This is a genomic window from Vibrio furnissii CIP 102972 (assembly GCF_000176175.1).
In the GTDB taxonomy this organism is placed as follows: Bacteria; Pseudomonadota; Gammaproteobacteria; order Enterobacterales; family Vibrionaceae; genus Vibrio; species Vibrio furnissii.
The window spans coordinates 840,729-863,821 of record NZ_ACZP01000013.1 but is presented as its reverse complement, the minus strand read 5'-3'; the positions used below and the strand labels follow the sequence as shown (position 1 = coordinate 863,821).

The 23,093-nt window shown below is 51.5% G+C and carries 24 protein-coding genes; 11 read left to right on the top strand and 13 right to left on the bottom strand.

All coding sequences use genetic code 11. From position 1 onward, the window contains the following. Nucleotides 1-70: 70 nt before the first annotated feature. Nucleotides 71-961: an AEC family transporter gene (locus VFA_RS07950; protein WP_004726202.1), complete on the bottom strand. Its 891-nt coding sequence runs from the start codon at nt 959-961 to the stop codon at nt 71-73. A gap of 224 nt (nt 962-1,185) precedes the next feature. Here VFA_RS07950 and VFA_RS07945 point away from each other — a divergent pair, with 224 nt between their 5' ends. Continuing rightward, complete coding sequence (locus VFA_RS07945) at nt 1,186-1,710, top strand: outer membrane beta-barrel protein (protein ID WP_004726201.1); 525 nt, start codon at nt 1,186-1,188, stop codon at nt 1,708-1,710. A 212-nt stretch (nt 1,711-1,922) separates the two neighbouring features. Further along, nucleotides 1,923-4,628, top strand: coding sequence for a bifunctional diguanylate cyclase/phosphodiesterase (locus VFA_RS07940; protein WP_004726200.1), 2,706 nt, complete (start codon nt 1,923-1,925; stop codon nt 4,626-4,628). Nucleotides 4,629-4,745: 117 nt separating this feature from the next. On the opposite strand, the gene cdd is transcribed toward VFA_RS07940, so the two are convergent. The 6 genes from cdd to VFA_RS07910 all read right to left on the bottom strand — a co-directional run bounded on the left by cdd (nt 4,746) and on the right by VFA_RS07910 (nt 10,783). After that, nucleotides 4,746-5,633, bottom strand: coding sequence for a cytidine deaminase (gene cdd, locus VFA_RS07935; RefSeq protein WP_004726199.1), 888 nt, complete (start codon nt 5,631-5,633; stop codon nt 4,746-4,748). Between the two features lie 208 nt (nt 5,634-5,841). Continuing rightward, the gene (locus VFA_RS07930) at nt 5,842-6,522 is read right to left on the bottom strand and encodes an LrgB family protein (protein ID WP_004726197.1); all 681 of its coding nucleotides are present in this window, start codon (nt 6,520-6,522) and stop codon (nt 5,842-5,844) included. After that, a complete protein-coding gene (locus VFA_RS07925; protein ID WP_004726196.1) occupies nt 6,513-6,887 on the bottom strand; it encodes a CidA/LrgA family protein in 375 nt (124 codons plus the stop codon). Before VFA_RS07925 ends, VFA_RS07930 begins: the two co-directional genes overlap by 10 nt. Before the next feature lie 40 nt (nt 6,888-6,927). Then, nucleotides 6,928-8,349, bottom strand: coding sequence for an exodeoxyribonuclease I (gene sbcB / locus VFA_RS07920; RefSeq protein WP_004726195.1), 1,422 nt, complete (start codon nt 8,347-8,349; stop codon nt 6,928-6,930). A 163-nt stretch (nt 8,350-8,512) separates the two neighbouring features. Then, nucleotides 8,513-9,898, bottom strand: coding sequence for an L-cystine transporter (locus tag VFA_RS07915; protein ID WP_004726194.1), 1,386 nt, complete (start codon nt 9,896-9,898; stop codon nt 8,513-8,515). A 201-nt stretch (nt 9,899-10,099) separates the two neighbouring features. Beyond that, nucleotides 10,100-10,783 carry an NAD(P)H-binding protein gene (locus VFA_RS07910; RefSeq protein WP_004726193.1) on the bottom strand — a complete coding sequence of 228 codons (684 nt, stop codon included), beginning with the start codon at nt 10,781-10,783 and terminating at the stop codon, nt 10,100-10,102. Nucleotides 10,784-11,198: 415 nt separating this feature from the next. On the opposite strand from VFA_RS07910, the gene VFA_RS07905 reads away from it, so the two are divergent. From VFA_RS07905 to btuD, 8 genes are all read left to right on the top strand, one after another. After that, nucleotides 11,199-11,810 carry a flavin reductase family protein gene (locus VFA_RS07905; protein ID WP_004726192.1) on the top strand — a complete coding sequence of 204 codons (612 nt, stop codon included), beginning with the start codon at nt 11,199-11,201 and terminating at the stop codon, nt 11,808-11,810. Nucleotides 11,811-11,823: 13 nt separating this feature from the next. After that, on the top strand, nt 11,824-12,852 hold the full coding sequence (gene cobT / locus VFA_RS07900; RefSeq protein WP_004726191.1) for a nicotinate-nucleotide--dimethylbenzimidazole phosphoribosyltransferase: 1,029 nt from the start codon (nt 11,824-11,826) through the stop codon (nt 12,850-12,852). Beyond that, nucleotides 12,852-13,655: an adenosylcobinamide-GDP ribazoletransferase gene (locus tag VFA_RS07895; RefSeq protein WP_004726190.1), complete on the top strand. Its 804-nt coding sequence runs from the start codon at nt 12,852-12,854 to the stop codon at nt 13,653-13,655. The genes cobT and VFA_RS07895 overlap by 1 nt, the downstream gene beginning before the upstream one ends. After that, nucleotides 13,652-14,194 carry a bifunctional adenosylcobinamide kinase/adenosylcobinamide-phosphate guanylyltransferase gene (gene cobU / locus VFA_RS07890; protein ID WP_004726189.1) on the top strand — a complete coding sequence of 181 codons (543 nt, stop codon included), beginning with the start codon at nt 13,652-13,654 and terminating at the stop codon, nt 14,192-14,194. The genes VFA_RS07895 and cobU overlap by 4 nt, the downstream gene beginning before the upstream one ends. A gap of 50 nt (nt 14,195-14,244) precedes the next feature. Next, nucleotides 14,245-14,859, top strand: coding sequence for a histidine phosphatase family protein (locus VFA_RS07885; RefSeq protein WP_038151444.1), 615 nt, complete (start codon nt 14,245-14,247; stop codon nt 14,857-14,859). A 240-nt stretch (nt 14,860-15,099) separates the two neighbouring features. Continuing rightward, nucleotides 15,100-16,128: a succinylglutamate desuccinylase gene (locus tag VFA_RS07880; protein ID WP_004726187.1), complete on the top strand. Its 1,029-nt coding sequence runs from the start codon at nt 15,100-15,102 to the stop codon at nt 16,126-16,128. A gap of 111 nt (nt 16,129-16,239) precedes the next feature. Further along, nucleotides 16,240-17,235: a vitamin B12 ABC transporter permease BtuC gene (gene btuC, locus VFA_RS07875; protein WP_004726186.1), complete on the top strand. Its 996-nt coding sequence runs from the start codon at nt 16,240-16,242 to the stop codon at nt 17,233-17,235. Further along, nucleotides 17,222-17,977, top strand: coding sequence for a vitamin B12 ABC transporter ATP-binding protein BtuD (gene btuD / locus VFA_RS07870; protein WP_004726185.1), 756 nt, complete (start codon nt 17,222-17,224; stop codon nt 17,975-17,977). Before btuC ends, btuD begins: the two co-directional genes overlap by 14 nt. Before the next feature lie 273 nt (nt 17,978-18,250). On the opposite strand, the gene VFA_RS07865 is transcribed toward btuD, so the two are convergent. The 5 genes from VFA_RS07865 to VFA_RS07845 are packed head-to-tail and all read right to left on the bottom strand — an operon-like array spanning nt 18,251 to nt 22,000. Further along, nucleotides 18,251-20,311 carry a heavy metal translocating P-type ATPase gene (locus VFA_RS07865; protein WP_004726184.1) on the bottom strand — a complete coding sequence of 687 codons (2,061 nt, stop codon included), beginning with the start codon at nt 20,309-20,311 and terminating at the stop codon, nt 18,251-18,253. After that, complete coding sequence (locus VFA_RS07860; RefSeq protein ID WP_004726183.1) at nt 20,308-20,634, bottom strand: YtxH domain-containing protein; 327 nt, start codon at nt 20,632-20,634, stop codon at nt 20,308-20,310. The genes VFA_RS07865 and VFA_RS07860 overlap by 4 nt, the downstream gene beginning before the upstream one ends. Then, on the bottom strand, nt 20,624-20,929 hold the full coding sequence (locus tag VFA_RS07855; protein ID WP_004726182.1) for a magnetosome protein MamC: 306 nt from the start codon (nt 20,927-20,929) through the stop codon (nt 20,624-20,626). The genes VFA_RS07860 and VFA_RS07855 overlap by 11 nt, the downstream gene beginning before the upstream one ends. Next, entirely contained in the window at nt 20,922-21,671 is a 750-nt protein-coding gene (locus VFA_RS07850) for a YtxH domain-containing protein (RefSeq protein ID WP_038151239.1), read from the bottom strand. Before VFA_RS07850 ends, VFA_RS07855 begins: the two co-directional genes overlap by 8 nt. Beyond that, nucleotides 21,668-22,000 carry an HMA2 domain-containing protein gene (locus VFA_RS07845; protein ID WP_172475405.1) on the bottom strand — a complete coding sequence of 111 codons (333 nt, stop codon included), beginning with the start codon at nt 21,998-22,000 and terminating at the stop codon, nt 21,668-21,670. Before VFA_RS07845 ends, VFA_RS07850 begins: the two co-directional genes overlap by 4 nt. A gap of 140 nt (nt 22,001-22,140) precedes the next feature. Here VFA_RS07845 and VFA_RS07840 point away from each other — a divergent pair, with 140 nt between their 5' ends. Continuing rightward, complete coding sequence (locus VFA_RS07840; RefSeq protein ID WP_014205206.1) at nt 22,141-22,503, top strand: HMA2 domain-containing protein; 363 nt, start codon at nt 22,141-22,143, stop codon at nt 22,501-22,503. 79 nt (nt 22,504-22,582) lie between these two features. Here the strand turns inward: VFA_RS07840 and VFA_RS07835 are convergent, their stop codons facing one another. Then, on the bottom strand, nt 22,583-23,035 hold the full coding sequence (locus VFA_RS07835; RefSeq protein ID WP_004726178.1) for a hypothetical protein: 453 nt from the start codon (nt 23,033-23,035) through the stop codon (nt 22,583-22,585). Nucleotides 23,036-23,093 lie beyond the last annotated feature (58 nt).

The window sequence follows — 23,093 nt, the reverse complement described above, 5'->3', positions numbered from 1 at the left end:
GGTATAGATTAGATCGGTCAATGAAAAGACGGAATCGACTTTATCTTGTTTTACTTGGGTTGACTTATCTTTACATAACACCGCTTTCCAGCGACAGCGCAAAGATCAGCAGCAGGGGGAGGGTCACAACGCACAAGAAGTTGCCAAACAGCACCATGGACGCCACATTGGTTGGCTCAATATGAAACCGTTCGGCGAACAGATAGTTCATGACCGCAGGAGGCAACATGGTAAACAGCACCATCATTTGCAACTGCATGGTGGGCAAAGGAATCAAGATGTAGATGAGGGTAAATGCGACGGCGCCGGTGGCGAGTGATTGCGCAGTTGAGATCAAGCCAACCCGTAAACCCGACAGTCGCATGTTGGTCATCTGAGCGCCCAACGACAGCAGCATCACGGGAACCGCCGCTTGGCCCAGCAGGGTGGTTGCTTCGTAAAGTGGCGTCCATACGGGCGTGCCTGATAAGTTAAACAGCATGGCAATCACGGTCGCGATGAATACAGGCGCAGTGAAAATCTGACGAAATGACCCGCCTTTACTGAGCAGCGCAAGCCCCAAGCTGATGTGCAAGCACGCGGAAACCACAAACAGCAACACCGCCGAAGCGAGCGCGGTTTCCCCAAATGTATAAGTAAACAGCGGAATGGCGAGGTTACCGCTGTTGCGAAACATATGCAGCGGCGCCCATGCTTTAAAGTTCCAGCCGCCGATTTTACACAGTGGGATCATCAGTAATCCGGGCACCAACACTGCAATGAGTGAAGCGTAAATCAGCGGCAGTTGCGCAGTGTCTAATGGCATGGTCGCCAGTGAAGAGAACACCAAGGCGGGCAGAAACGTATCCATGTTGATGCGGTTGATAGGGCGAAAATCGGGTTTGAGCCAACGCCCAATCGCATAACCCACGCACACCAGAGCCATCACGGGAAAAAGAATACTCACGACCTGTTCAAACATCGGTGTCCTTACCTAAGTTACGCCACATAAGGTGTTCAAATTAGCAGGGTTTTTCACCAGCGTCACGGATTCGATGGGGGATTCGTGCAGCGTGTGGCGCCGAGGCGTGTCGTTGGCAACCATGGGCTATCGCCAAAAAGTGCAATCAAAGTCAGGGATAAGAAGTCGATTAACGGTGTCGCTCAACTAAGCTTTTGATTACTACAACAATAAGGAATCAGCGTATGAAATCATCCTTCGTAGCAATCGGATTAGGGCTTGTTGTCGTCAGCAGTGGCAGTGTGGCCAGCACCGATAACTTTGATCGGTTTTACATCGGGCTTGGCGCGAGTTTTACCGAATTGGAAAGTGAGAGTTACGACATTGTCTCGGAAGACAAAGCGGACGTGACCTCACTCGGGTTAGTGTTCGGTTATCAACCGATCAAATATTTTGCCATTGAAGGGCGTGAACTGTTTCGCGTCTCTCGACACGATGATCTCTACGATACGCAAGCGTCGTTGTTGGCGCGCGGTATCTTACCCATTCATGAATACTTCAACTTTTACGCGGTGGCAGGGCTGAGTTTGCTTGCCAAAGATGGGTTTGACGAACACGGCACGGACTTTACCTACGGCGTGGGCATGCGTATCAAAAACCGCACGCCGTTCATTTTGGATGTGGAGTACCGCATGTTCTACGACGACACGTTTGATGGCATCGACATGGAGCTTCGTTCAATCAACCTCAACTTTTTATACGGTTTTTAATCTGCGTAGCCCACGGTGCGTGGTGGGCTGTGCTGCCATATGTCGCGAAAGCACGCCAAGACAGCATTTGAATCGGATGAGCAGCGCATCTCATCGCGTTTTGATGCTCGAACAATAGAAACGCGGCGTGAATCATTTCAATTCGATATATTAACGATTAGAATTTTAGCCATTACTAACATTTAGCCATTGCTAACATTCAGAGGACTGAGATGTCTCGCTTTCGCTTAGTCAAACTGCACACGAAAACGGTGCTGCTGTTCTCATTGGGTATCATGGCCGTCCTATTGAGCTGCCTATTTGTCACCCGTTACTTTTTCCTGTTTAGTCTCAATGAACTTGAAGATATGGAGATTCACCGCGCCAGCGACCAAGCGCAGGCGGTGATTCAGTCGTTGGTGAGTCGTCAAGAAAAGAACTCGTATGATTGGGCTTACTGGGACGAAACCTACCGTCTGCTGATTGATGACAATCCCGAGTATATTGATCGAAATTTATCGCAGGAATCGCTCGATGCGTTGACCATCGATCTGATGGTCTTTATGCGGCCCGATTACACATCCGTTGCCACATTGCGTCGCAGCGACGATGAGCACGTCGATGTGCCCGCTCTGCTTGCCACACCAAGTTTGCATGCGTTTCTGCAGCATATGTCGACACGCTTAGACAGCCAAAAACGCAGCGAAGCGGGGCTGGTCAAAGTGAACCAACAAGTCTGGATCATCACCATCACCCCCGTTCGTGACAGCAATGGCGAATCTGAGACCGTGGGTTGGATGCTCTGGGGACAACTGTTCACGCGTTCTTTCCCCGCGTTGTATCAAGAATTATTGATGGCACAGAGCCAACTGCTGACCGATCCCAACGTCATCTCTGGCGTGCATGAAGCCTTTGGGGTCGACGACAACCCCCATTCGATACTTAGAACCGATGACGAATTGGTTCACTACGCGTCGATTCGAGATTTGAGTGGCAGCGAAGTGGCGATCCTCAAAACGTGGGAGCCGCGCTTGTACTACCAGAAAGGTGAATATGTTTTTTTCTATATGATCCTCCGCCTATTGGTAGTGACATCGTTGATTTCGGCGGTCGTGTATTGGTTGTTTAAAGACAAAGTAGGCAAACGCTTTACCCATTTTGAACAAAATATCGAGGCGCTGCTCGGCAGCGTGCCATTGCAATCGGACACTCGCCAAGATGAGTTTGAACGCATTACTCAGTTGGTAGAGTCGCTGGCGCGTTCGTCCAATCAAGCGCAAGATCAGTTGAAGGCGACGTTGCAAAAGTTTGAAGCGCTTTATCATGGCCAGTCGGTGGGCATGATTTTGCTGAATGAAAAAGTCATAGTGGATGTCAATCCGGCCACATTGGAGTTACTCGGCTACTCACGTGACACCTTGATTGGCAAAACGCTGGAGGCGATTTGCGGCACCAGCAATGCCGATTGCGCGGTGGAGCAGTTTTTCGCGATGCTCGACAAGGGGCAAAACACATTCGAAGCCATGATGCTGCGATCTGACATGACAGAAATTGCCTGCTCGATAGAAGCCACGATTCTGCAAGATGGCGACACGTCTTCGGTGATGTTGGCAGTGCAAGATATCAGTGAGCAAAAGCAGCAGGCGGAATTGATTCAAACGCTGACGCAATACGATCCAATTTCCGGCTTACTCAATCGTCCCACACTCATTCATTGTGTTCGCCGCCTGTTTCGTCATCAGTCCGAAGGGCTTGAATTTTCAGTCATCTACTTTAACGCGACCCGGCTCAAAGAGATTGATGAAGTGTATGGTCATGAACTCTACGATGCGTGTGTGCGCCACATCGCCGACAGTTTGAAGCGTTATTTCAGCCGTGAAGATGTAGGGCGGATCAGTGAACATGAGTTTATCGTCTGCTGCACTGGCCCGCTGAATCGCGTGGAGTCGATGGGCAGCCACATTCTGTCAGCGTATCGCGCGAAGATCAGTTTGGCGGAGATGGAGCTCGACCTTGGGCTCAAAGGCGCGTTGCTGACGTCTTCCATCGATTTTGAGAACTTTGAAAATATCGTCCATTGTGGTTACTACACCGTCATGAATCGCTCGTCGTCGGTGACACATTCGTTGAACGTCGTGACGCCAGAACAGTTTGAGCAAACCCAAGAAGTGCAGATCCTCAATCGCGACATCGTGGCTGCGCTGAAAAATCGCGAAATCATTGCTCATTATCAACCGATTGTGAAAGCCGCATCCGGCCAGTTAGTTGGCTTTGAAGCCTTGGCGCGCTGGAAACATTCGCAATTTGGGATGGTGTCGCCTGCTGTGTTTGTGCCACTGGCCGAACAGCGAAAACTGATAGTGGAACTCGGCGAGCAAATACTTGACCAAGCGTGTGCATTTTTGCAAACGTTTCAACAAGCGCAAGGCCATAACAAACAGATGGTGAGTATTCACGTCAACATCTCCAGCCCGCATTTTTACCACAGCAGTTTGGTTGATACGCTGCGCAACGTGATCGCGCAGTATCAACTTGAAGCCGGTCAATTGGTGCTAGAGCTGACGGAAAGCATTCTGATGGGGGTTGAAGAAGAGACGCAGCAGCGCATGGACGCCATTAAAGCGCTTGGCGTTCAATTGGCGCTGGATGATTTTGGTACGGGTTACTCATCGTTCAGTTCGTTGTGTAATTTTCCACTGGATATTGTCAAACTGGATAAGTCGTACATCGATGGTTTAGACACCAATGAGAAAGCCAAATCGCTGATTCGCAATATCATCAACATGTCACAAGAACTCGGCTTAACCACGGTGGCCGAAGGGGTTGAGAACGCGTCACAGCTGAGAAAGCTCAACGTGTGGAACGTGGATGAAATTCAAGGCTATTACTTCTACAAACCGATGGATGCAGCGCTGGCGCTGGAAACGTTTCGTCATTGAAAGAGGGAACGTTGATGGGAAATGGCGAAGAAACGTCGGCAAAAAGGTAAGAGCGAAAAGAAAAAGCCAGACTGCGTCTGGCTTTTTCGTGGAGATCATTCTTTGAGGCACCGAGCGTTACAGTGACAGATACGACAGTGGAATGTCCGGATTAATGGCTTCCAGTGTGGATTGGGTATCGGCCAAGTGACTGATGCTGCCTTCGGCCATTTCAGCCAGCGCGGCACTTTCGATGGTGTCGAATGTTTCACCCGCCATGCGCAATTGAATCAAAGCCACTTGCAATGGGGGCAAGCTTGGGTTGAACGCCGCATTTTCTGCGTACGCACCCAGATATTGCTGACCGCTGGTGGTTTGCAGCGCTACGCCGCTCAGGTTGGCGGTGTATGGCGCGTGGCTGCGGTTCAGGGCAACTAGTGCTTGCTGCACCAATGGTTCTTCATCGTCGCTGGTTTTGCCATGATTGACGTTGGCCATCAGCGCCGATTCAATGCCTAAATCTGCTGGGCCAAACGATTCTGGCAGGTAGTATTGCAACGACTTTTCTTCACGTTGTGGCAGTTGAATTGACAGCGTTTTCGATGTGTTCAATTCATTCATGAACTGACGGCAGTGACCACATGGGCTGTAGTTAACGGTAATATCCGCCAAACCTTCTTCGCCCTTCATCCAAGCATGGCTGATGGCCGCTTGTTCAGCGTGAATGGTTTGACCCAGTTGCACCCCAGAAAACTCCATGTTGCCGCCGAAGTAGAGGCGACCCGACAGGCCACGCACGATGGCGCCGACATAAAACTTGGAGATAGGCACATAGGCGTAGGCCGCTGCCAAAGGAAGCAAAGTCACACGCAGATCAGCATCACTCATTTCCGAAATGGAAAGCAGTTGGTTGAACTGGTCGGGAGAAAGGGTAGCGTCAAAATCATCAGCCAAGGTGATCGGAGTCAGAAACTCTGCGATTGGCTTCGGCATGCCCGCTAGCGCCTGTTCAATACGGCTTTTCATAAAGAATCCTTAATAATGTATTGAACTTCATTTTAGGCAACCGATGCAGCTTTACTGAGATTTTTGTCACATAAATGAATGCAACGACATTTCAGTTTTCATAATTAGAGTGATGTCACACATGTCATCGATTGCACAAGGCGAAAGAGTGAAGTCCGTCGATGATCGCGTCACGATCATCGACAGAGGCCACAAAGTTTCCATGAGTTTAGAGGGCGGAGAGCCAGATCGCGAATCCAAATAGGCTTGGTGCGAGAATCGAGGTGATGACGCCGCACAGCACCAGCGCCAGAGAACTGAAGGCCGCATCGCGCGGGTCTCTTTCTGTGCAGCTGGCGGTGCCTAATGCGTGGGACACGGTGCCCATCGTCAGGCCGCGAGCAATCGGGTGTGTCACGTTGAGCACTTTGTAAATGGGGTAGGCGAGAATCGCGCCAAACAAACCAACCATGAGTACCAGAATGGCGGCCACCGCTGGCTCACCGCCAAGGTTACTGGCGACTTCCATGGCAATCGGTGTGGTGACGGATTTGCCCATCAAGGCGGCGATCAAGCTGATTTCAGCTTTCATGCTCACCGCGATCAAGCTGGCGGTCAACATCGACATCACACTGCCCACGCCACAGGCCAACATCACCAAACGCCAGTTGGCACGGATCTGAGGCAGTTGCTCATACAGTGGATAGGCGAGTGCCACCACGGCGGGTTGTAGCAAGTCGCTCAACCATTTGTTGTCGGCATAGTAGGTTTCAAACGGCACCTTCAGGTACATCAGCACCGGAATGATGATCGCGATACAAATCAGCAAAGGATTCAAGAACGGTGAATTGCCTTTCTTCGCCACCCAACGAGCGAAGAAAAAGACGATGAGGGTGACAATCAACCACATGATTTCTTACCTCGCTTGAGAAAACGATCCAAGCAGACACCAAGCGTGACAATCACCAAAGTGGTGCCGCCAATGGCGCTGGCAATGATGGTCCACGCATTGGCGACCAACATATCAAAATGTGCCATCAAGCCCACACTGACCGGCACAAACAGCAGCACCATGTAGCGAATGAACAGATTGGCTCCGGGCTTGACCCATTCCACGGGAACGAGGCCACTTGCCAACAAGGAGAACAGAATCAGCATGCCGATGATGCTGCCAGGAACGGACACGCCGAGCCAGCTTTGCAGGTTCACACCGGCCAGCAGGCACAGGAAGATCAACCCGATTGAGACCACATATTGTGCGATGGTTTTTACCATGAGAATGTCAGCCGTAATTGCAATCAAATAAACTCAGAAACTAAGAGGCTAGCTTCTCTACGTATTGGTAAACGGATTTGAGAATCGCGATTTTCTTTTCATCACTTTCATGTTCATGCACCAGATTTTCCAGGTTCAACATGTAATCGGGCAGATGTGTTTCGTAGTAATCGCGACAATGGTTCGCCCAGCGGCGTTGCTCTTCGTCGTCGAGCGTCCACGGGAAGTTGCGCGCGCGGTAACGAAACAGCAGGGGGTCAATGCGTTTGTCGCTGAACGTGATATCCAACTCACCGAGCAGTTCAGGGTTCGTAGAACGAATAATTTCCATCGCAGCTTTATCTGCAGGGGAGAAGAATCCGTCATAGAGCTGCGTATCCACATCATTCGAGGCTTCAAATTCGCGCTCAATGCTAAACAGCGCCGCCAGTTTTTCGCGAATATCGGGAGACTGACGAATGCGTGCCAAGTTGGCCAAGCACAGTTCGCGGTCGATGCCGATGGTGGCGGCATTTTCGGCGGTGAGCGTTTTTGCTGGAGCCAGAATCGGACACTTGTTGAGATGAACCAGCTTGACGGGCACAGGCAATTCATCCGGCGCTAAATCGTCATGACGAGTGTATAAACGCGCGTGCAGTGATTCCACATCCAAATCGAGCAGCGGCTGCGGGTCTTTGGCTAAATCCACCACAATGACCGCGTTTTGGTTGGTCGGGTGCCAAGCAATCGGCACAATCCAACTGGTGTATTGGCATTCACGGCCCAGCATGCCAGAGACATGCATCAGCGGCGTCATGTTGACAATATCAATCAGCTCATTGAGCTTGCGTTTATGACGCATCGAGAAGAAATACTCAAACAGCTTGGGTTGCGCGGCTTTGACTTTTTTCGCCAGTTCAATCGTCGCAATCACATCGGCCATCGCATCGTGCGCATTTTCGTGCTCAATGCCGTTGGCTTTTGACAAATGCTCCAGTTTGAAGCTGGTAAACCCTTCGTCGTTTTCTGGCCACACCACACCTTCCGGGCGCAATGCGTGGCATGCTCGCATCACATCCAGTAAATCCCAGCGGGAGTTGCCGTTTTGCCAGCTCCAAGCATACGGGTCAAGGAAGTTGCGATAACAGGTGTAGCGGGTGACTTCATCATCAAAACGAATGCTGTTGTACCCAAGGCTTGTGGTGTTTGGTGTCGATAACTCGGCGTGAATTTTGGCGATGAATTCGGGCTCAGGCAGCCCTTGCGCCATTGCTTTTTGCGGAATGATGCCAGTAATCAGCGCGGCTTCTGGCGCCGGCAGGTAATCCGATGGCAATTGGCAGTAAATCACCAACGGCTCACCGATGATATTGAACTCCATGTCTGTGCGCACACCAGCAAACTGACTCGGACGGTCTTTGGCCGGGCTGGTGCCCCACGTCTCATAGTCAAAGAAAAAATAAGTGGGCTGCTGTTGCTGCATGTTTGTTTACCAAGTCGCTGATTTAAAAATTATTGAACGGTTATTAGAACATTCCGCACTGGACATGGCAATCTCGAAACCCGGCGGCAGGCTATGTTCGGTCAGTGATGCAACAAAAAAGCCGACGTTTGAGCGTCGGCTTTGGATGATTCATGATGGCGGCTTAGGCCGTTGCTTCTTGCGCGGCTTCTGCGTCTGCTGAATTCTCGGCAGTTTGGTTCAAAATGCGGCTGGTGATGGTGCCTGCAGTCATTGAACCGGACACGTTGAGCGCGGTACGTGCCATATCAATCAATGGCTCGATCGAGATGAGCAGCGCAGCAATCGTGACCGGTAGGCCCATGGCTGGCAGCACAATCAGAGCTGCGAAAGTAGCGCCACCGCCGACACCCGCGATACCAAATGAGCTGATCGCGATGATGGCAATCAGTGACAGAATGAACTGAATGTCCAGCGGGTTGATGCCCATGGTGGGTGCAACCATCACAGCCAGCATCGCAGGGTAGATGCCTGCACAACCGTTCTGACCAATCGTTGCACCAAAGGATGCTGACAGGTTCGCGATCGCTGGTGACACGTTCAGTTTGGTGATTTGCGCTTCCACGTTCAGTGGAATGGTTGCCGCTGAGCTGCGCGAGGTGAACGCGAACGTCAGTACAGGCCAAACTTTCTGGAAGTAAGTTTTTGGATTCACGCCCACAAATGACACCAGTACGCCGTGAACGACAAACATCAGGGCGATGGCAACGTACGACGCCACGATAAAGCCCAGCAGGTTCAGGATGTCAGCAGCGCTTGAGGTTGCGACCACTTTTGCCATCAGCGCAGCGATACCGTAAGGCGTCAGCGCCATGATCATTTTCACCAAACGCATGACGATCGATTGAATCGCGTCGACAAACGTGCGGATAGGTGCTTCTAGTTGCTCTTTTTCAATCATCACTTTGCGAGCAGCAATGCCAACGAGCACGCCGAAGATCACCACGGCGATGATTGATGTTGAACGTGAACCGGTCAAATCTGCAAATGGGTTAGTAGGAATAAAGCTCAGCAGCATTTGCGGAATGGTCAGGTCAGCGACGGTAGACGCGCGGCTTTGCAGCACGGCAATGCGAGCGGTTTCACGCGCACCTTCCGTCAGGCCCGCAGACGTTAGGCCAAATGCTTGGGTGACCAGAATACCGATCAGCGCTGCAATGGCGGTGGTCAACAGCAAAATGGCAATCGTTAGGCCGGAAATTTTACCCAGTGACCCGTTTTTATCCAGCTTCACCACGGCAGAAATCATCGACACCAAGACCAACGGCATGATAACCATTTTCAGCAGGCCAACGTAACCATTGCCGACAATCGCGACCCAAGATAGGGTTTCACCGATGACATAGCTGCCTTCACCAAAGATAAGCTGAAGTGCTAAACCGAACGCACTGCCCAGCACTAAACCGAGCAACACAAGACGAGAAAGGGTGTAGGCTTTTTTCTGTTGTCCAAATAAGAAGAACAGAATGCCGACAAATACCGCAATCGATGCGATAGCTGCAACTGACATAATTGAGAATCCTTAAAACGGGTGGATATCGACTTGGCGGGAAACCGTCCGCGATATCGAAAAAGTAGGAATATATCTAGGGAGCACCATAACGTTTCATATGCTGAATAGAAAATATAAAAACAGCATTATTTAGAACGAAACGTTATGAATGCAGGGTGTTGTACAAATTATTGTCGATTCGATGGTGAAATATTCGTTTCAGTGATAATTCTTCAGCAGACGCTGCATGTCGGTGGTGTGCAAAACGGATACGGCCGGAGCGCGGCGATCAAATACATTGTAGAGCAGCGCTTGGGCGACCGCTTCGGCGCGAATCGGGATCAGGTTTTTCAGTGTGCCCCACAGTAGGTATTGCCCGATTTTCATCACGCGTTGCAACCAAATTTCATCGGGTCTGACGACCTGACGTTCACCCACCAACGGGCCGGGGCGAACAAACGTGACGTGTTCAAAGCCCATTTGGCGAATGGCTTCTTCCATCTTGCCCTTGCAGCGTAGGTAATGAGATCGCGAGCGTGGGTGCGCGCCATAGCTCGACACCACCGCCAAACGTTTTACACCGATGGTTTTCATGGTTTGAGCAACCTGGCAAACCAAGTGGTAATCGACCGCTTCTAATCCGGCTTGAGAACCTGCTTGTTTGCGTGTTGTGCCCAGCGCAATCACGCCATAATTGGGCGCAATGTGCTGCTCATCCCACTGCTTGATGCCAAGTTCGCTATCGCATATTGCGGTGAGTTTTTCATGGCTCGCTAAGGGTTTTCGCGTGAGCGCGTACACGCCATCAATCGCAGGCGTTGCCAATAACTGGTGGAGTGCACATGAACCGACAAGGCCGCTGGCACCGGCGATGATCACGTGGGTGGAGGAGGAAGTTGTCATGCTATTCTTTCGCTATCGTCTTATTCGCTATCGTCTTATTCAATATTGTCGTAAAAAGACCCCGCGAAGCGAGGTCTTGTTCGGTGAATGATACATCAGGTGAGCGACAATGGGATTTGATTGTGCTTTTTGTTTCCCGACGATTTTGCCGGTTTCTGTTTTGGCGATCGTTGATTAGCAAACATAACGTCTCCTTTGCTGTGAGTTATCGCGGATGATAGTGCAGCCCTGCATCATCTGTACCAAAAGTATAGTGTATAAATTGATCAATGGCTTACCTGCACTTGCCAATCTATTGAGCGTCATTTCGGCAAATGCACGCAACGCAGCGGCAAAGTTTGGTATCCAAGATCGTTTGCGGGTAGACTGCAAAACGAATTCACGTTCCTCTCATTGCCAGCTTACGGACTAGCTCATGTATATTGATTTCAGCCAGTGGGATCCTTCGGCGATCTACCATCTGATGACACAAACGGTCGTTCCTCGTCCCATCGCTTGGGTGTTGACCGAATCGGCCGACCAAAACTTCAATCTTGCCCCTTTTTCTTACTTTACCGCGGTGTCGAGTCATCCGCCGCTGCTGATGATTTCGATTGGCAAAAAGCCGTCTGGCGAGGTGAAAGACACCGCACGCAACGCCAAAGCAAGAGGCCAATTGGTGATTCACATTGCGGATGTTGGCCTCGCGGAAGCCGTCACTCAAACGGCTGCGACACTTGACCACGGTGAATCGGAAGTGACGGCGAACGGGATTGAACTGAGTGATTTCGACGGTTTTCCGCTTCCGCGCGTCACAGCATGTCCGGTGGCATTTGGCTGCACACTTTATGAAATGCAGGAGATAGGCGCGACCCCACAAACGCTGCTGTTTGCTAAGGTCGAACAGGTGTATCTCGATGACCGCATCCTCAACGTGCAGGACGATCGCCTGACAGTGGATGCGTTGACGCTGGATCCGCTGTCTCGTCTTGGCGGCGGCGAATACGCCACGCTCGAAAAAACTTTTACCATTCAACGCCCACACTAATCAGGACATTTTCATGTTAGACCGTTCATTCCACGATGCCATCACGCAGCGTATCGACCAAAAAACCAAGCCGCTTGGTGCTTTAGGACAACTGGAGCAGGTGGCTTATCAATTGGCCTTGATTCAAAGCCAAGGCCAAAGCAGCGCCGTCACGCACATTGCGATAGAGCAACCAACGGTGTTGGTGTTTGCGGGCGATCATGGCATCGCCGATGAAGGCGTCAGCATTGCGCCGAGTGCGGTGACGCAGCAAATGGTGCTCAATTTCCTCGCTGGTGGTGCCGCCATCAACTGTTTTTGTCGTGCCAACCAAGTGGCAATGAAAGTAGTGGATACCGGTATTCTGCTGCCCATCGACGCGCAACATCCGGACTTCGTGGTGCAGCGTTTAGGGGAGCGCACCGAAAACTTTGCTCATCAGGCGGCAATGAGCGCTGAGCAGGTCACGCAAGGGTTGGCGCTGGGGCAGGATCTGACCGAACGCGTCATTGATGGCGGGTCCAATCTGGTGATGTTTGGTGAGATGGGCATTGCCAATACCAGCAGTGCGGCGGCGTTGCTGGCGGCGCTGAGTGGGTTGTCTGCTGAGCAATGTGTGGGGATGGGCACCGGGATTTCTGAGCAGCAGTTTGAGAAAAAGCGTCAGTTGGTGGCGCAGGCGGTTGCGCGCTGCGACGGCCTTGATGTGGAAGCTATATTGGCGGAAGTGGGCGGCTTTGAAATCGTCCAAATGGTGGGTGCGTTCTTGGGCGCATCACGCCGCAATACGCCTGTGCTGGTCGATGGTTTTATCGTGACGGTCGCCGCGTATGTGGCCACGTTGCTGGAGCCGAAGGCGCGTGATGTCATGATTTTTGCGCATCGCTCACACGAATCGGGTCATCGCGCAGTTCTGGATTTGTTAGATGCCGAGCCGCTGCTGGATTTGGGATTGCGCCTTGGCGAAGGAACCGGCGCGGTCTTGGCCGTCCCGCTGCTGCGCGCTGCGGCGGAGTTTTATAACACCATGGCAAGTTTTGCCGAAGCGGGAGTGACGGTGTAATGCCTGCGGCGCTTTTGTATCAATGGCAACTCTTTTTACTGGCGGTGAGCTTTTTCTCACGCTTGCCGGTACCGGCGTCATTGCCTTATAGCAGTGAACGTATGAATCAAGCGGGCCGTTATTTTGCGCTGGTGGGCGTGTTATTGGGCGGCATTTGTGCGCTGGTGTACGTGCTGCTGAGTCATCTGTTTTCGCCGGCGATCAGCGTTTTTTTGACCATGGTCGTGAGCTTGCTGCTGACTGGAGCGTTTCATGAAGATGGCTTAACGGACATGGCAGATGGCATCGGCGGTGGCATGACCGTCGAGCGCCGCTTGATCATCATGAAAGACAGCCGCATTGGTACGTATGGTGCGTCGGCACTGGTGATGGCGCTGCTGGGTAAATTTCTGTTTTTGAGTGCATTGGCGGAGCAGATGTCGCTTGTGAGCGTTTGGTTGCTGGGTTATACCCTAAGCCGCGCGGTCGCAGCTTCACTGATTTATGACATGCCTTATGTTTCTGACCCCGATAGCAGCAAGTCCAAGCCGCTGGCGAGTCGTCAAAGCCGCCATGAATTACTGATCTTATTGGTGACGGGGCTAATTCCTTGTCTTTGGTTCAGTGCCTACGTTTGGGTGGGCGCCATTGCGCTGTGCGTGGTCATTCGCGTTGCGCTCAAACAGTGGCTGATGAAACGCTTGGGCGGTTTTACTGGCGATTGTTTGGGCGGCACGCAACAAATTATCGAACTGAGTCTCTACTTGTTGTTGCTGGCGTACTTGCACACTGGCATTGCGGTTAGCGGAGGGCTGGTGGGATGACCATTCACCTGATCTTGGGGGGCGCGCGCAGCGGTAAATCGAGTTTTGCGGAACAAAAAGCGAAGCAGTTTGCTGCGTTTGGCGAGAGTCAACGCCATTATGTTGCGACGGCGATTGCGTTTGATGACGAAATGCAGCAGCGCATTTTGCATCATCAGGCGCAGCGCGGCGATGCGTGGTGTGAACACGAAGCGCCCATCGCGCTGGCGGAAACCTTGGCTCAATTCACACGTCGCGATGTGGTGTTGGTTGATTGCCTCACGTTGTGGCTCAACAACGTGATTTATAACCATGGCGAAACGCTTGATGCGCAGGCGATTGAAGCACGCGTTACCGCGCTGACAGACGCATTGGTTGAAACGCAAGCCACGGTGCTGCTCGTCTCAAACGAAGTTGGCCTTGGGGTGGTGCCGATGGGGGAAGTGTCGCGTTTGTTTGTTGATCACGCAGGGTGGATGAATCAAGCGATTGCACGACACGCCGACAGCGTGACGCTCATTGCGGCGGGCTTGCCGCTGGCGCTCAAGGGGAATCTATGAATCAAGAGGAGCCCATGAATCAAGAGCCAGCGATGAGTCAAGAGACAACGATGAAGCGCGTCTTTTTGTTGCGGCACGCCAAAACGCTGGGGCCGGCCGCGCTCAACGGTTCAACCGATATTGCAGTGGCTGATGAAGTGCAAGATGAACTGGCGCAGTTGCTCAACTCGCACGGCTTTACGCACATCATCACCTCACCGCTGCGTCGCTGCGCCGATTTAGCGCACAAACTGCAAGCGCTCAACCCATCGCTGACGGTGGCCATTGAATCCGATTTTCGTGAAATGCATTTTGGCGAGTTCGACGGACAACCCTTTGACGCGTTGGCGCCTCATTGGGCGATGCTTGAAGCATTTTGGCAGTCTCCGGCAGAACAGCCATTGCCCGGCGCAGAACGGTTGGCGGATTGCTATCGGCGCGTCACGCAAGCGTGGCAGCGCAGGTTGCCGTCATGCCCGGACAACACTTTGATCATCACGCATGGCGGCACGATTCGTTTGTTACTGGCGCATGTGCTGCACACCGATTGGCGCAATCCGCGTTGGTATTCGTCGTTGGCCATTGGCAATCAAACGTTGACGCAATTGGACATCTTCCCCGCGCCGACGCCGTTTGTGAGTGTGAGGAACATCGGAATTGAACTCAAAGATAAGCCACTGAACTAATTGAATATAGAGTATCTGAAGTGGTTAGTGGTAGAATCCGCCGTTAGTTATCGATTCATCCATCAGTACTTGAAACATCAGTACTTAAACATGATGGTGGGCGCGTGAGTTAAAGGGTGTCGTACGGCAAATATTTCCCTTGTGAGTTGGGTTGGACCGGTCTTGATAAGTGGGATCGTTCCAACATAATTTGGCAGTACAATTCTTTAACATAGCCGCTGTGCAATAAAGGAGTAGCGCATGACGAAGTCCCTCTTTCGCCAATCTTTTCTTTTTGACAGTTTAGATCTCGAGCAATCTGTGACGCGCGGAGAAATACAAACCGCAGCGGGTATCACACTGAAATTGCACGATCGCGGTGTGTTAGAAGTGCTGCCAGCTTCGCAGGACAAATCAACCCGTCATATTGTCATTTCTTGTGGTATTCATGGTGACGAAACGGCGCCGATGGAGTTGGTGGATAAGCTGGTGGATGACATCATTTCTGGCTTCCAACCGGTTCAAGAACGCTTGCTGCTGATCATTGCGCATCCGAAAGCGACCAATCAACATACCCGCTTTATCGATGTGAACCTGAATCGCCTGTTTGATGACAAGCCGCACGATTCGAGTGAAGAGCTGGCGATTGCCGACCGGCTTAAAATTCATGTGCAAGACTTCTATGCAGAAACGCCGATGTTGTCGCGTTGGCATCTGGATCTGCATTGCGCGATTCGCCAATCCAAACATTATTCATTCGCCGTCAGCCCTAAAGCGCGTCACGCTGTGCGCAGCCACGCGCTGATGGATTTTGTTGAAGCGGCACACGTGGAAGCGGTGATGTTGTCCAATGCGCCTTCGAGCACGTTTAGTTGGTATAGCGCAGAGCACTTTGGTGCCCAAGCGTTAACGATGGAGCTGGGGCAGGTGGCTCGTCTGGGTGAAAACAACCTCAAACGTCTGGTGGCATTTGATTTGGCGCTGCACAATCTGGTCGCGCGCAGTGCCTGTGAACACCTGTCGAAAAAAACCATTATGTATCGCGTCAGTCGCACCATTGTGCGTTTACATGACGATTTTGATTTCCGCTTTGGCGACGACGTCGAAAACTTCACTTCGTTTATGCATGGTGAAGTGTTTGGTCACGATGGCGACAAGCCGTTGATGGCGAAAAATGAAGGCGAGGCGATTGTGTTTCCGAATCGACATGTCGCCATTGGCCAGCGCGCAGCGTTGATGGTCTGCACCGTGGATACACGCTACGAAGACGATCAACTGGTCTACGATTAAGGTCTGCGCAACCCCAATGATGCGGGGCAACTAACACTTTCTATTTGATTGGCTTAACGTTATGGTTAGGCCAATCTTCTTTCTGGCGCCGATCATTAACCTGAGTACTGCATGGATTTTAGTCAGCTTCTATTACAAAAACAGCGCCGTTGGCAGCGTGCTGCGCTCATCATGTTGGTTTTACTTGGGGTAGCCAGTGCCGCCTATGTGATGGTCGGTGAAATCTTTATCTCGCCTTTTTCACCCCTTTCTCCGCTCGAACAGCAATTGGTGGTCGAACTACGTTTGCCTCGTTTGTTCGCCGCGATTGTGATTGGTGCCGCGCTGGCGGTGTCTGGCGCAACGCTGCAAGTCTTGCTTGGGAACGTGCTTGCAGAGCCCGGAATCATCGGCATTTCCGGTGGGGCTAGTGTGGCGATGGTGATTTTGCTGTTTTTCTTTCCAGCCGCCGCGACCCCAGTCGGGTTTATGCTCTCGGCGATTGCCGGATCGCTGGTATTTACGTTGCTGCTGGTTTCAATTGCCAAAGCGATGCACCTGACGACCACGCGCTTGTTATTGGTGGGAGTGGCGCTGGGGATCTTGTCTGGGTCGGTCGTGACGTGGGCATTCTATTTCAGTGATGATTTGAGCTTGCGCCAACTGATGTATTGGCTGATGGGCAGTATCGGCGGGGCAAGTTGGTATCAACACACGTTGTCGCTTGTCGCCATTCCCGTGATGGTGTGGCTGGTGATGCAAGGCAGAACACTGGATAAATTAATGCTCGGTGAAACCCACGCCAAACAGCTGGGGGTGGATGTGATCGCCCTGCGCTGGAAACTGATCCTCGCGGTGTCGGTGCTGGTAGGTGCGGCTGTGGCGCTGGGCGGCGTGATTGGTTTTGTCGGCTTGGTAGTACCACATTTGCTGCGCTTGGCTCTGGGGACAGAAAACCGCATGTTGCTGCCACTGTCTGCCATTTGTGGCGCACTGCTCTTGGTTTTTGCCGATACCATTGCGCGGCTCGCGTTGGATTCAGCAGAGCTGCCACTGGGGGTGGTGACCACCACGCTCGGCGCGCCTATTTTCATCTGGATGTTGGTAAAGAGCCATGATTCGCATTAACAGCTTGCGTGTCGAATCACGCCTATTGCCATTGTCGTTCACCTGCAAGCCGGGCGAAATCTTGCATGTGGTTGGTCCAAATGGCAGTGGCAAAAGCACCTTACTGGCCGCGCTTTCGGGCGTTTTAGATAGTGAGGGCGACATTCAGATCGGCGACGTGGATGTGCGTACTGCCACGTTGAGTGAGTTGGCGCTGCATCGTGCTTATTTGTCGCAGAGCGAAAAGCCCGCATTCAATCTGGATGTGTTTCAATATCTCGCGTTGTCGTTGCCAGCCTGCGCGGCAGAAAAGGGGGATGAGGTCAATCAGGCCATCCGCCAAATCACCACGCTGCTCAACATTAAAGACAAGCTGCATCGTCCCATCCATCATTTATCGGGCGGCGAATGGCAACGCGTGCGTCTTGCGGGCAGTTGTTTGCAAATTTGGCCATCGCTCAACCCTTACGCCAAACTGCTGATTCTCGATGAACCGGCTGCGCCGTTAGATATCGCGCAAGAAGGGCTGTTGTATGCGTTGATTCAGCAGGTGTCCAAGCAGGGCATCACGGTGATCATGGCCAATCACGATCTCAACCGTTCTCTGCGTCATGCCGATCAAGTATTGTTGCTGAGTCAAGGCATCGTGCACTGCGTCGACACGCCACAAAACGTGCTCACGGAGCAACATCTGGCTCAAGTGTTTGAAACTTCTGTGAAGCGCGTCGAAGTTGAAGGTAAACCTTACCTAATTTTCGACTAATTTTGGTGCATAGAGCACAATTTTGGGTCGGCTACCCCTTTGGAGTCATCACTCTATTTTGCGTTGAAAAGTTGTTTATATTTAAAATCAATAACTTAAATTAATTTCAAAAGTTGGCACGCAAATGGCATTAATAAGATCGATACATTCTCGTTCTTGTTAGGCTTTTTATAGTCTCCTTAGCCACCTTGCTCCCAAGGTGGCCTTTTTTTTTCTAAATCGCCATCGAACGTGTTGTCGAATCAGCTGAGTCGTCAACTGAGCGAGCGGCGCTTACTTGTACTTGAGGCGCGCAGAACGGCTGAGAATGGAGAGCGTCGTCCCGTTATGGAGAAGGGCGCTCATCGTTGGGTTGAGCCACCCCAGCGCAGCTGCCAACATGATGCCGCTATTGACGTATTCCGCAATTTTGATGTTGGAGTTAATCACGCTCATCGCAATATTGGCCAGCTCTCGCGCTTCGGCAAGCCCGTAGAGTTGATCGCGCAAGAGCACGACATCGGCGACTTGGCGAGCCAATTCGGTGCCGCGCCCCATCGCAATGCCAACGTCTGCAATGGTCAGTGCGGGCGCATCATTCACACCATCCCCCACAAACATCACGGTACGCCCCTCGGATTGAAGCGCTTCGACGATGGTGGATTTCTCGGCAGGCACGGCTTCGGCAAAGACGCGGTCTAACTTCAACTCATCTGCGAGAATATTGGCCTTATATTGGCTGTCTCCGGTGATCATGATCAGCTCTTTGACCCCAAATTGGCGCAGGGCGTTTAAGGTGTCCCGCGCATCTTCCCGCAGGTGATCGCGCAAGCCAATCATGCCAATCAGTCGGTTTTGATGCGAGATGAACACCAAATGGCGCCCTTGTGCCTCGTAGCTTTCGATCACCGTCTCAAAGGGCGTGAAATCGACCTGCTCGTGCACTTCTAAGAAGTGTCGGCTGCCCATCACCAGTTCGTGATTGTTCATGGTGCTCTTGAGACCATGGGCAATCACGTACTCAACTTCGCCGTGCTCGATATGTGGCAGTTGGTTGTGTTTCGCTGCGTTGACCACCGCTTGAGACAAGGGATGGTTGCTGTGCTCTTCGACAGACGCGGCAATGGCGAGTAAGTCGCGTGCAGAGTTGGTGTCACACAATGGAATCACATCAGTGACTTGCATATCTCCGTGCGTCAGGGTTCCCGTTTTGTCAAAGACGCAGGTATCGACGTTGACGAGTTTCTCTATCGCACTGCCGCCCTTAAACAAGATTCCTTGCTGGGCTGCACGGTACATGATGGATTTGAATGTGACCGGTGTGCTGAGTTTTAATGCACATGAGTAGTCAACCAAGAACACCGAGGCAACGCGGTTTAAGTCTTGTGTTAAGGCAAATACGGCCGCCCCAATACCCAAGGTGATTTTTACGCGGCGGTTCGCCATGTCTTGCGTGACTTGTTGAATTTCACTCTTTTCACTGAGCGAGTCATAAATCAGCTTGGCAATTTTTGCCGTGGTGGCTTCGCTACCCACTTTGTCGACACGAACCTGAATGGTGCCTTCATGCACACTGGTCCCAGAGTACACGACAGCGCTTTGTTCACGACGGACTGGGACGTTTTCCCCAGTCAATGAGGATTGATTAATCAGCGCTGCACCTTTGACGATGGTGCCGTCGACCGGAATCGAGACGCCGGGAGCGAGCTCAATGATATCGCCAACGGTTAAGGTTGATGAATTGACTTGTGTGCGCTCTGTGCCATCCACTCGCCATACGATCGATTCTTGAGGCCGCATTAAATCAGCCAACAGTTGATCGCTATTTCGGCAAGTTTTTTGCTCCATATATTCGCCTAAGCTGATGAGACTTTGCGTCATCATCGCCGTACGATAATCCCCGCGCCAGGCTGATAGCCCCACGGCAATTGCATCTAACACTTCGACCGAAACCGTTTTGTCTCGGAGATCGTTGATGCCTTCAAACAGGGTCGGCGCAATCAAGGTTGCCGTGGACAGCGCGCCCCATTTATTGGGCAATAATGCTGCCGCGATGGTGCCGATGACGTTTAATGCGACATCGCCACGGGTAAATTTGTGTTCGGTCTTTTCTTGTGTCGCTTCGTTCAAGTCAAGTTGGTTTAAACGCGCTTCCACGATGTTTGCTTGCAGCAATTGGGTGTCATATTCCACCACAACCGACTGAGCCGATTCGTTGACGCGCACCGCGCTGATGCCTTGAATAGCCATGAGGCTGGATTCAATCCAAGTCCCCACATCTTGATGATGTCTCAGCGCAGGTGCTTTGAAACGGATCCGGCCAGGGAAATGGTGCTTGACCAGAATCGCGATCATTCTTCGCCTTTACATAAGTTACGGTAGTATTCTAGCTCGGCTTGTGTATCTTCCAAGCGCTCTTTTAGCTCTTCAACTTCACCTCGAACAGCTGACCACGCTTTTTCACCTGTGGTCGCAACACTTTGTTGAAATTTCTTATTGGTCAACAAATAAGCGACGGCGGCACCGGCTGCCAAGCCCATCATAAAATGGGTTTTGGTGTTTTGCTTTTGGTAGGGCTGTTCTGCTGTCTGTTGCGGTTGCTGTGGATCGGCCGCTGGGTTGGGTTGTTGAGGATAGCCGTAATAAGGGTAACCGTAATAGGGGTTGTTATTGTTCATCTTTAGATTCCGAAACTTGATCCATCAGGTAAAGACCCGCTGCGCCGACGCTGAGAATGGTCAGCAGAGAAAGCGCAGGGCGTCCGGCCATTTGTTCTGCGACATAGGTGGTGACGCCCGCAATGGCCGCCGTTTTTAGCGCTGATTTCGCTGCATTCGCGGCCATATCCTGAGTCTCGATATGGCCCGCTTTGTGCTCTTTCCACTGGCTGGCGATGGTGGCGCTACCCCCTGCAATCGCACCAACGATCATGGCGCGATTGGCAGAACTGAGTTTATTGGCTGAGTTACTCATGTTCTTTGAGCGTGCGTTGGCTGTCGTCACCTTGGGTATCTTCTCCCGGTGCATCCTCGGCGTGTGTCTCGGTTTGATGTCGCTTCACGGACTCTTTGAAGCCTTGTTTACCCGCCGCATAGGTGTCTTTGAAAATCTCGCTGCCTGTCGACACATTGTCTTTCACCGCGCTTGCTGTATGCACCGCGCCTTCTTTGACGCTCGAACCGCCAGATTTAAGTAGGTCTCCCGCGCCGGAGACTAAACCCATGAGTTTGCCACGCACGTTCTCATTGCTTAATAGAAGTGCAGCCGCTGCGCCGACCATAGCGCCTTTCCAAAACTCTTTATCGTTCATACCGAAAGTTCCTAATATCTCTTTAAACATACCCGCTTCTTCACCGAGAGCGCCGTCGAGCATCGCTTGTGCCTGCTCGAATAATGGATCGCTTTCTGATGTTTCAGGCGGTTGTGGTGGGTGTTGAGGTTGAGAAGGGGATTGTGTCATGCCCGGATGTGGCCAGCTTGGCGGTGGCGGCATCATGTGCGGGGGAAATGGCGTGCCCATCGGTGGCATTTGATAAGGATGACAAAATGCAGGATGGGGGAACGCGGGCATCATGTTCATTTGAGGCGGCATCATCGGGGGCTGCTCGCCGTTTTGAATGCTTGTCATATACGCATTCATCATCTCCTGCTGCATCGCCATCATTGCCCTCACATAGGCTTCGTATGGATTTGCATTGTTCAATGAGTCACTCATGACCGTTCTCCATTTAGGTCTAATTGCTCAGCGATGGCGTAACACGCCTGTTCTGCGACTTGGTCAGACTCCGAAAACAATGCCTCAATGGACTGAGGGTTGATGGTTGCAGCATCGTATTCAATGAGGATACTGCCCGTCACATTGTTCAACTGATAGTGCTTAAACGCTGGAATCGAAGCGATGGCTTGTTCGATGTCGCCAGCACGGAACTTCGCCAGATGCGCCACAATACCAAGCTTGTATTTGAGTCTTACTCTTCCTGGGATATGGTGGCCAATCGATACCCATTTTCTTAGTTTTAAGGCCTGATCAACGTACGATTTCATAAAAAAATTATAAGGTAACTTCTTGTTATCTCAGCGAACAATTCGCAGCGAGGGGCAATTAACTACAAATGCTTTGCGCTAAATCAATTTTGATGCTAACGTTGAAAATAATAATTGTTATCATTTGGATTGGCGTTAATATGAACACTTATATTCATAAAACAAATCAGAGGCTTAGGGTTCGTTCTGACTACATTAAAAATAATCCAAACGAAGTGGGCGAGTTGATTGATCAGTTGAAAGATATTGACGCGATTCGCTCAATTAAACATCAAAAATATGCGGGTTCTGTTGCGATCTGTTTTGATCATGCAGAGCTTGATTGTGAAAGCCTATTAGAAATATTAGAAAGCCATCATTGGACACAAAGTAGTGAGACTCCCTCGTTTATTGAAAAAGCGATGGTGACGGGCACAAAGAGTTTAGTGAAAGGATTAACGGGCATCGCGTTGACGCGCTTAGTGGGGCCGACGATTAGTCGAACCGTGATGAATTTAGCGTGACGCGTGCCGAGCGGACACAAAAAGGCCCAACCGATATTGGTTGGGCCTTTTTTGATCGAGCGGAGAAAGTTTGAATCGTTTACGCACTGAGACTAAATTTTTTCGCGGCGCACTTACAGATGCCGTTTGAGAGTGCCGGGCAGCGCTTGCATGGCGGGGATTTAAGCGGCAAATGGCCGACTGATTTGATTGCAAAGATGGGGGACGCATCATTTGCCGATTGTTTGATAGCAGACACGTTGCTGCGAGGCGATGCCGATGTCACGCCGCCACTCACGTTAATGCCGCCAAACCAAGAAAGTAGCGGGTTGAGCGGCGCGATGAGTTCATTCGCCGCTTGCATCAGTGCTTGGTTTGCAACCGTTTTGACTTCTTCCGTGAGCCTCGGTTGGTTGCCTGATGTGGCATGTTGTGTCGACGGGCGATGAGCGCCAGGCTGCTTCTCCAATGCGCGGAGTTGTTTTTTGGAGCCGGTCAGCTGACCGTTGATGACGGCTTTTTTTAATTTTTTCAGTGCTTTCTTGCTATTCATTGATTCTTTCTGTTCGTTTCCATGCCCGTGCCGCTAATGTAGCACAGTTGAAAATACT

Excerpts from the sequence above, each read along its gene's own strand:
- VFA_RS07940 (WP_004726200.1), top strand. The coding sequence starts at position 1,923 with ATGTCTCGCTTTCGCTTAGTCAAACTGCACACGAAAACGGTGCTGCTG.
- VFA_RS07860 (WP_004726183.1), bottom strand. The coding sequence starts at position 20,634 with ATGAACAATAACAACCCCTATTACGGTTACCCTTATTACGGCTATCCT.
- VFA_RS07915 (WP_004726194.1), bottom strand. The coding sequence starts at position 9,898 with ATGTCAGTTGCAGCTATCGCATCGATTGCGGTATTTGTCGGCATTCTG.
- VFA_RS07885 (WP_038151444.1), top strand. The coding sequence starts at position 14,245 with ATGAAGCGCGTCTTTTTGTTGCGGCACGCCAAAACGCTGGGGCCGGCC.
- sbcB (WP_004726195.1), bottom strand. The coding sequence starts at position 8,349 with ATGCAGCAACAGCAGCCCACTTATTTTTTCTTTGACTATGAGACGTGG.
- VFA_RS07835 (WP_004726178.1), bottom strand. The coding sequence starts at position 23,035 with ATGAATAGCAAGAAAGCACTGAAAAAATTAAAAAAAGCCGTCATCAAC.
- VFA_RS07945 (WP_004726201.1), top strand. The coding sequence starts at position 1,186 with ATGAAATCATCCTTCGTAGCAATCGGATTAGGGCTTGTTGTCGTCAGC.
- VFA_RS07855 (WP_004726182.1), bottom strand. The coding sequence starts at position 20,929 with ATGAGTAACTCAGCCAATAAACTCAGTTCTGCCAATCGCGCCATGATC.
- btuD (WP_004726185.1), top strand. The coding sequence starts at position 17,222 with ATGATTCGCATTAACAGCTTGCGTGTCGAATCACGCCTATTGCCATTG.
- VFA_RS07930 (WP_004726197.1), bottom strand. The coding sequence starts at position 6,522 with ATGTGGTTGATTGTCACCCTCATCGTCTTTTTCTTCGCTCGTTGGGTG.
- VFA_RS07865 (WP_004726184.1), bottom strand. The coding sequence starts at position 20,311 with ATGATCGCGATTCTGGTCAAGCACCATTTCCCTGGCCGGATCCGTTTC.
- VFA_RS07905 (WP_004726192.1), top strand. The coding sequence starts at position 11,199 with ATGTATATTGATTTCAGCCAGTGGGATCCTTCGGCGATCTACCATCTG.
- VFA_RS07845 (WP_172475405.1), bottom strand. The coding sequence starts at position 22,000 with ATGAAATCGTACGTTGATCAGGCCTTAAAACTAAGAAAATGGGTATCG.
- VFA_RS07880 (WP_004726187.1), top strand. The coding sequence starts at position 15,100 with ATGACGAAGTCCCTCTTTCGCCAATCTTTTCTTTTTGACAGTTTAGAT.
- VFA_RS07950 (WP_004726202.1), bottom strand. The coding sequence starts at position 961 with ATGTTTGAACAGGTCGTGAGTATTCTTTTTCCCGTGATGGCTCTGGTG.
- VFA_RS07840 (WP_014205206.1), top strand. The coding sequence starts at position 22,141 with ATGAACACTTATATTCATAAAACAAATCAGAGGCTTAGGGTTCGTTCT.
- VFA_RS07895 (WP_004726190.1), top strand. The coding sequence starts at position 12,852 with ATGCCTGCGGCGCTTTTGTATCAATGGCAACTCTTTTTACTGGCGGTG.
- cobU (WP_004726189.1), top strand. The coding sequence starts at position 13,652 with ATGACCATTCACCTGATCTTGGGGGGCGCGCGCAGCGGTAAATCGAGT.
- btuC (WP_004726186.1), top strand. The coding sequence starts at position 16,240 with ATGGATTTTAGTCAGCTTCTATTACAAAAACAGCGCCGTTGGCAGCGT.
- cobT (WP_004726191.1), top strand. The coding sequence starts at position 11,824 with ATGTTAGACCGTTCATTCCACGATGCCATCACGCAGCGTATCGACCAA.
- VFA_RS07925 (WP_004726196.1), bottom strand. The coding sequence starts at position 6,887 with ATGGTAAAAACCATCGCACAATATGTGGTCTCAATCGGGTTGATCTTC.
- cdd (WP_004726199.1), bottom strand. The coding sequence starts at position 5,633 with ATGAAAAGCCGTATTGAACAGGCGCTAGCGGGCATGCCGAAGCCAATC.
- VFA_RS07910 (WP_004726193.1), bottom strand. The coding sequence starts at position 10,783 with ATGACAACTTCCTCCTCCACCCACGTGATCATCGCCGGTGCCAGCGGC.
- VFA_RS07850 (WP_038151239.1), bottom strand. The coding sequence starts at position 21,671 with ATGAGTGACTCATTGAACAATGCAAATCCATACGAAGCCTATGTGAGG.